We start from the raw sequence: 8,139 nt of genomic DNA, 5'->3' as shown, positions 1-8,139 counted from the left end.
ATCTCCCCCTCGAAGGCCAGGTAGGGCGCCGAACGGTACCCGATTCCGATCCCGCCGAAGAAACCGCTGCTGAAGCCCTCGAGCCCGTCGGTTTCGTCGTTTGGCTCGAACAGTCCCACCCTCCCGGTAAAGTAGAGTTCCGGTGTGAAGGCGTACCGCGGCTGCTCGGGGTAAACCCTCCTCACCACCCGTGCCTGACTCGGCGCAGGAGCCGCAGAGATGGCGACCAGGAGCAGCAGGGATGCCGAGATCCCGGTTACTGCCCGTCGTGTGAAATTTTTCATGGCAACCTCATATGTTCAGTTTTTATGGCATTGATGGCATAATTGGATTCTAAGGCTAATTTTACTGTAATCTCACGGAAATGAGAAAAGGATAAAGGAGGAAAAAATGATAATCGTCATGAAGCCGAAGGCCCTGAAGAAGGAGCTGAACGCCGTGATCAGCAGGATAAAGGGCCTCGGCTACAAGCCGCACACCATTTACGGTGAAACGAGAAACGTAATCGGTGCAATCGGCGACGAGCGGGGGAAGTTCGTGCTCCAGTCACTGGAGACGCTCCCCGGGGTGGAAAAGGTCGTACCCATCCTGACGCCCTACAAGCTGGCAAGCAGGGAGTTCAAGAAAGAGAAGACAAAAATACGGATAACCCGGGATGTGGCCATCGGGGGGGAAGAGGTCATCGTCATAGCCGGGCCCTGCTCGATAGAAGGGCAGAAGATGCTCACCGACACGGCCAAGTTCGTCAAGAAGACGGGCGCAAAAATCCTGCGAGGCGGCGCATTCAAACCACGGACCTCGCCATACAGCTTCCAGGGCCTCGAGCGGAAAGGGCTCAAGTACCTCCTCAAGGCGAGCCGGGAGGCGGGCATCCCCGTCATAACGGAAGTGATGAACCCCGAAGACGTGGACCTCATTGCCGAACACGCCGACATCCTCCAGGTAGGCGCGAGGAACATTCAGAACTTCGGCCTGTTGAAAAAACTGGGGAAGACAAAAAGGCCCGTTCTTTTGAAGCGGGGCATGATGACCACGATCAACGAGTTCATCATGAGCGCCGAGTACATCATCTCGGAGGGAAACGGCAGCGTGATCCTCTGTGAGAGGGGTATCCGCACCTTCGAAGACGCAACCAGGAACACCCTCGACCTCTCGGCCATTCCCGTGCTCGGGGAGAGGACCCATCTTCCCGTTATCGTCGATCCATCCCACGCCACGGGATACTCCCGGTACGTCAAGTCCATGGCCTTTGCGGCGATAGCGGCGGGATGCGACGGGCTGATGATAGAGGTCCACCCGTCGCCCGAAACGGCCCTCTCAGACGGCGGGCAATCTCTTGACTTTTCGGCCTTCGCGTCCCTCATGGGGGAGATAGTCCCCTTCGTAAACGCAGCGGGGAGGACCTTAGCATCCTGAAGATGAACGGATTCAAAAAACCCCTGGCTCTCCTATCCCTCTTCCTGGCAGCCGCCTTCGTCATCGACCTTGCCTATCTCAACTTCCTCATCAACAGGAGGATAAAGGAAGGGCTCCTGAAAATCCCCTCCTCCCTCTTCGGCAGGCAGGTGGAAATCAGCGAGGGGGACAACATCCACAACCGGTTCCTCCTCACCTACCTTCACCGGCTCGGATACGCGGAACGGGAGGGCAACCCCGGAAAGGGGGAGTTTAACCGGGGAGAGGGAAGGATAACCATTCACGTGAAGGACCTGCGTTCCGAGGAAGCAGACCAGAGGGGATTCCTCGCCACGATAACCTACGACCAGGACACGGGGGACATCGAGAAAATCGAGACGGGCGGCGTGGCCATCGACACCCTCATCCTGGGGGTCCCCGAAATCGCCAGGGTAGCCGACAGGATGAGGCAGATCAGAAAATTCATGCCCCTCCAGGAGTTCTCAAAGCACCTCGTCGATGCGGTGATCGCCGCAGAGGACAGGCGCTTCTTCAGGCACATAGGCATAGATTACCGGGCCATAGCGCGGGCCCTCATAAAGGATATCGCCACCATGAGCTTCAAGGAGGGGGGGTCGACCATCACGCAGCAGCTCGCGAGAAACTTCTTCCTCTCCCCCCGGAAAACGGTGGCGCGGAAAGTCCAGGAGACCCTGATTGCGCTCATTCTGGAGATGAAGTACCGCAAGGAGAAGATCCTGGAGCTCTACCTCAACCAGATCTACCTGGGCCAGCGGGGAAGCGAGGGCATTTACGGCGTGGGCGAGGCGGCCAGCTACTATTTCGGAAAAAATGCCCGGGACCTCACGCTTTCCGAGGCGGCGATGATCGCGGCCCTCGTCAAGTCTCCCAACTACTACTCTCCCCTGCGGCACCCCGCGAGAATACTGGCAAGGATGCGGTATGTCACGGGGGGCATGGTGAAAATGGGAACCATTACACCGGACGAGGGAGACGAGGCATCGCGGGCCCTCCCCCCCCTTACCATGGTTGGAAGGGAAAAATCCTCCTCCAACTATTTCACCGACGCTATATTGGACCTGTTGAGCGACAGGATCGAAAGCAGCGACATCTTCTACGGTGACTACCACATATACACGACCCTGGACCCCGTGATCCAGGAGGTGGCTTCCGCATCCCTTGATTCGGCACTCTCGAGGATAGAGAGGGCATACGGGATGGCCGGGCGCCTCGAGGGCGCCGTGGTCATCCTCGACAACACCACGGGAGAGATGGTTTCCCTCGTCGGCGGCAGGTCATACGCCCAATCCCAGTTCAACCGCGCAACCATGGCAAAGAGGCAGGTGGGGTCCCTCTTCAAACCCTTCGTCATATTCGCCGCCCTGAGAAACGGTGTGGGGGGAAAACCGGTCACCCTTTCCACCATGGTCGACGCCAAAGGCATTCCCGTCAAGACGAAGGAGGGGGCCTGGTTTCCCCGGAACTTCGACGACCGGGAGTACGGCCGCGTTACGGTGCGTGCCATACTCGAGAATTCGATCAACACGGGGGCCGTCAGGATCGGGCTTGAAACGGGCCTGGACGCCATCATAAGCACCAGCTCCACCTTCGGGCTCGGAGAGAAGCTCAAGCCCTATCCGTCGATGATTCTCGGCACCTTTCCCTTCTCCCCGGTGGAGATGGCGTATGCCTACGCGACATTCGCCTCCGTGGGAAAGAAGTTTCCCGTGAGGATCGTAAAGAGCGTCTACCGGGAGGGGGAGCGGATTCTCCGGTTCCCGTCGCTGCCAATCGGCGCGGTGAGGCCCGAAGAGGCCTTCCTCATCCTGGATGCGCTGTCGGGAGCCGTCCTCCGGGGAACGGCCAGGTCCCTGGGCAGGATATTCCCCCGGGGTGTGGCCGGCAAGACGGGGACGACAGACGACGGCAGGGATTCCTGGTTTGTCGCCATGACGAGGGACTACACCATATGTACCTGGGTCGGCTTCGACGATGCGGCTCCGACGCCGCTGACGGGGGCCACCGGTGCCCTTCCCGTTTCCGCCGAAATCCTCAAGAAAATCTACCGCGGGAAACCTCCCGGAGAAATTCAGCCCCCCACCGGCATCTCGAGGAGACAGGTAGACTACCGGACGGGGCTTCTTGCGACCTCCGGCTGCAGGGAGGTCATCGAGGAATCATTTGAGGCCGGAACGGAACCGTCGGGATTCTGCCCGGATCACCCCCCGGGGCCCGTGGAGTCGATCGGGACGAAGTTTCTCGAAACCCTGCGGGAGCTTTTCGATTGAATCCGGGCGGCGAAGTAACTGATGCCTGTAAATCGGCGTTTGAAATATGGTATAAGTAAATCCTTGACCGGCAACCAGCTGCGTATTCGAGAAAGGGGAGTTACATGACCATGGATTACAAGGAGTCTCTGAGCCTGCCCCGAACCGATTTCCCGATGAAAGCCAACCTTCCCGTCCGGGAGCCCCTCATCCTGGAAAAGTGGAAAGAAATAGACATCTACGCGAAAATCATCGAGAAAACCAGGCAGGGGAAAAAGTTCGTCCTTCACGACGGGCCGCCTTATGCAAACGGCCATATCCACATGGGGCATGCCCTGAACAAGATCCTCAAGGACATCATCGTGAAATACCGGAGCATGACCGGCAACTGGTCGGAGTACGTACCCGGCTGGGACTGTCACGGGCTCCCCATAGAGCACCAGGTGGACAAGAATCTCGGGGAAAAGAAATACACCATCGACCGGGTGAAAAAAAGGCAGATCTGCAGGGACTACGCGGCAAAGTTCCTCGATATTCAGCGGGAGGAGTTCAAGAGGCTGGGAATCTTCGGGGACTGGGATAACCCATACAAAACGATGAGTTTTGACTACGAGGCGAAGACCCTCCGCGAACTGGGGGCATTCGTTCGGAGCGGGGCCGTATACCGGGGGGTAAAGCCCGTCTACTGGTGCAAGGAGTGCAAGACGGCCCTTGCCGAAGCGGAGGTGGAGTACCACGACCACTCCTCCCCTTCGATTTACGTCAAGTTTCCCTACCAGGGACAGCCGGGGGATATCTCCTCGAAGCTTTCCGATGAAAAGGTTTTTTTCGTAATCTGGACCACGACCCCCTGGACCATACCTTCCAACCTCGCGATAGCCCTCCACCCGGAACTGGAATACGCGGCGATCAGGGCAGGAAACGAGGTCTACGTGGTCGCCGCGGGGCTGATCGAAAGCTTCGTGAGAGAAGTCGGTATCGAGGATTACGAAAGGATAGACACCTTCAAGGCGGGGCGGCTGGAGCGGCTTCTCTGCCACCACCCCCTGTACGACAGGGAATCGCTCCTGGTCCTGGGAGACTATGTGACCCTGGAAGCGGGGACGGGCTGCGTCCACACCGCGCCGGGGCACGGCCGGGAGGACTACGAGACGGGTCTTGCCTACTCCCTGGACATCTACGCGCCCGTCGACGACGGGGGAAGGTTCACCACCGACGTGGAGCACTTCGCGGGAATGGACGTCTTCGATGCCGACAGCGCGGTAATAGACAAGCTCAGGGAGAGGGGAATGCTGGTTGGCTCCGGCACCATGAGCCACGCGTATCCCCACTGCTGGCGGTGCAAGGAGCCGGTCATCTTCAGGGCCACCAGCCAGTGGTTCATCTCCATGGAGGCGACGAACATAAGGAAAAAGGCCCTGGGTGAGATAGAGAAGGTGACGTGGATACCCCGGTGGGGGCAGCAGAGGATCGCGTCGATGATCGAGACCAGGCCGGACTGGTGCATCTCGCGGCAACGGGCCTGGGGGGTCCCGATTACCGCTTTCACCTGCACCGGCTGCAAGAGATCGATTCTTTCCGACGACCTCGTGGAAAAAGTGGCCCGGGTCTTCGACAGGGAGGGAGCCGACGCCTGGTTCACAAAGAGTGCGAAGGAGCTCGTGGGAGATTTCGCCTGCCCGGACTGCGGGTGCGCAGACCTGGAGAAGGAGATGGATATACTCGACGTCTGGTTCGACTCGGGAGTGAGTTATGCCGCCGTGTGCGAGGGGAAGGATAACCTGGGGATCCCCGTCGACCTCTACCTCGAGGGAAGCGACCAGCACAGGGGATGGTTCCACAGCACCCTCCTGGCTTCCGCGGGAACGCGGGGGTTCGCGCCTTACCGGGCCGTTTTGACCCACGGCTTTGTCGTCGACGGCCAGGGAAAGAAGATGTCCAAATCGCTTGGAAACTACATGGCGCCCGGGGAAATCATCAGCCGGTACGGCGCCGAAATCCTGCGCCTCTGGGTCATCGCCGAGGATTACCGTGACGACATCAGGATCTCTGAAGAGATTCTCGAGCGAACTTCCGACGCGTACAGGAAGATACGGAACACGATCCGCTTTTTAACGGCCAACCTCTTCGACTTCGAGCCGGCCGCCCACGCCGTAGCGTTCGATGGGATGCTCGAGATCGACCGGTTCGCCCTCTCGTGCCTGAACAGGCTCATCGAAAGGACGAAAAGGGCGTACGAGAATTACGAATTTCACCTGATATATCACTCGGTCCACAACTTCTGCGTGGTGGACATGTCCAGTTTTTACCTCGACGTTATCAAGGACAGGCTCTACGCATCCCGGACCGGCGAGACAGAAAGGAGAAGCGCCCAGACCGCCATCTACCTCACACTGAAGACCCTTCTCACCATCACGGCGCCCGTGATCTCCTTCACCGCCGAAGAGTCCTGGAACCACGCCCCCGACTGGGATAGGAAGCCGGAGAGCGTATTCCTCGAATCGTTCCCAGAGCCCTTTTCCGTCCCCGGGGAGAGCGCGGTGCGCGAAAAGTTCGAAAAGATACTGAAGATACGGGAAGACGCTTCGAGGGCGCTGGAGGCGGGGAGGCAGAAGAAGATCATCGGCCATTCCCTGGATGCCGTCGTGTCCTTCGAGGCTCCCGGAGAAACCGGCAGGTTTATCTCGGATAACATCGACCTTTTGCGGGACGTGCTCATCGTGAGCATGGTGGAGGTTGTAAAAGACGCGGGAGAGGGGGCTGCCGCAGGGGAAGCAAACCCGGACCTGCGAATCGCGATTTCAAAGTCCCGCGCCAAAAAGTGCGAGCGCTGCTGGAAATATGAGGAAACCGTGGGAAAATACGATGACCATCCGACGATCTGTGAGCGATGCAGAAACGTAATCGGTTAAGATTCAACACATCCCGGATAAAAGTCCCCCTCCTGTTCACGCTGGCGGTCGTTGTCATCGACCAGGCGAGCAAGTATCTGGTCAGGGCAACGGTTCCAGGACACGAGGCGATCGGCGTGATAAAAGGCTTCTTTCAGATCGTGTACGCGAAGAACACGGGCGTGGCTTTCGGGCTCCTCGCATCGTTGGACCCGAAGGTCATGAACCCCCTTCTGTCGCTGGTCAATGTCGTCATCATGGCCATTCTCATCTGCCTCGTCCTCATCGAGGAATTCAACCTGCCGACCCGCGCGGCATTCGGCCTGATCCTCGGGGGCGCCGCGGGCAATCTCATCGACCGGGTGTCCCTCGGCTTCGTCGTGGATTTTCTCGATTTCTACATCGGGAGGTTTCACTGGCCTGCCTTCAACGTTGCCGACGCAGCCATCACGGCAGGCGTCTTCCTCATGATAGCCGACACGCTGATCCTTCATCGGAAGAGGAAAAGACAGGCATAAGGAGACCTGTGGGAGTAACGTGGTAATTCGGAATTCGGAATGCGGAATGCGGAATGGACACCCAACTCTAAACTCGAAACTGGTTTTTCGGGACCCGGGACTTTCAACTCTTTTCACCATCTATAGGGCCCCTCCAACCACCATCCTGATGGCGTTGTTGCCCGTGTCTGCCACGTAGAGGTTTCCGTCCGGGTCGACGGTCACGTCGCGGGGGTTTATCAGCCCAGCCGTATCCGGGGGGAGCGGTTCGAGGATGGAACCGGGTGCGCCGCTGTTATAAGTTACTGAAAACAATCTGTTATCTTTTACTACTATTAATTTCCCAGTATCCGATTCAAGCACAAAAAACTTGTTTGAGTAAGCTTTAATAAAATCAGGAGTTTTTATATTGTAATCAGAACTTAAAATGCCATCATAAAATTGATTTTCAACATAACTTCCAACAAATGTATAAACCAAATCGTTTTCTACAAATTTTATTTTGTTATTTCCAGAATCTGAAAAGTATAATCTTGTGCCATCAAAATAAATGCCTTTTGGATTAATCAAACCATAATTGTCTTTACTTATTCCCTCACCGATTGTTATGGGATTTATACCTCCTTGAACATAAATTTCTTTCAAACCATTTGTTATTTTGTATATCTTATGCTCGTCATAATCTGAGTAGAAAAATTGACCATTTTTGCCTGTTAACATATTTTTTTCATCATTCAAAAATATTATTCCGGGATTTTCCGTAAATATAATTTTTTCCACTTTGAATAAATCTATAGAAAAAATATGTAAATCGGCAGAAAGGCAATATACATAATCATCCACAATAAAATCAACTGGGAAGGGTATAGCCGTATCGACTAAACTATCACCCTCTTTTATTAAAGAAATATCAGCAATATCACCTATTTTGAAAATTTTAAAAGACTCATCAATAATTTTTATATTACGATTCATTAAATCACTTATGAATATTTTTCCTTGATAGTACTCAACCTCAGCCGGGCCGTTCAGGAGGGCATCCCGGGCGTATGTTCCGTCTGGGCTGTC

At 56.0% G+C, this 8,139-nt stretch carries 6 protein-coding genes; 4 read left to right on the top strand and 2 right to left on the bottom strand.

The window, feature by feature from the left end; all coding sequences use genetic code 11:
* A partial coding sequence (locus GTN70_00725; protein ID NIO15524.1) for a hypothetical protein occupies positions 1-284 on the bottom strand: 284 nt, incomplete at its 3' end.
* Positions 285-390: 106 nt separating this feature from the next.
* Between GTN70_00725 and aroF the strand changes: the two genes are divergently transcribed.
* From aroF to lspA, 4 genes are all read left to right on the top strand, one after another.
* Entirely contained in the window at positions 391-1,416 is a 1,026-nt protein-coding gene (aroF, locus tag GTN70_00720) for a 3-deoxy-7-phosphoheptulonate synthase (protein ID NIO15523.1), read from the top strand.
* Between the two features lie 2 nt (positions 1,417-1,418).
* A complete protein-coding gene (locus GTN70_00715; protein NIO15522.1) occupies positions 1,419-3,704 on the top strand; it encodes a hypothetical protein in 2,286 nt (761 codons plus the stop codon).
* Between the two features lie 110 nt (positions 3,705-3,814).
* Positions 3,815-6,595, top strand: a complete 2,781-nt coding sequence (gene ileS, locus GTN70_00710; protein NIO15521.1) for an isoleucine--tRNA ligase — start codon at positions 3,815-3,817, stop codon at positions 6,593-6,595.
* Entirely contained in the window at positions 6,574-7,092 is a 519-nt protein-coding gene (gene lspA, locus GTN70_00705; GenBank protein NIO15520.1) for a signal peptidase II, read from the top strand. The genes ileS and lspA overlap by 22 nt, the downstream gene beginning before the upstream one ends.
* A 120-nt stretch (positions 7,093-7,212) precedes the next feature.
* On the opposite strand, the gene GTN70_00700 is transcribed toward lspA, so the two are convergent.
* A partial coding sequence (locus GTN70_00700; GenBank protein NIO15519.1) for a hypothetical protein occupies positions 7,213-8,139 on the bottom strand: 927 nt, incomplete at its 5' end.

The sequence above is a fragment of the Deltaproteobacteria bacterium genome (genome assembly GCA_011773515.1).
GTDB lineage: Bacteria > Desulfobacterota > Deferrimicrobia > J040 > J040 > WVXK01.
The sequence above is the reverse complement of the archived record's forward strand: the minus strand, read 5'-3'. Positions and strand labels throughout refer to the sequence as shown.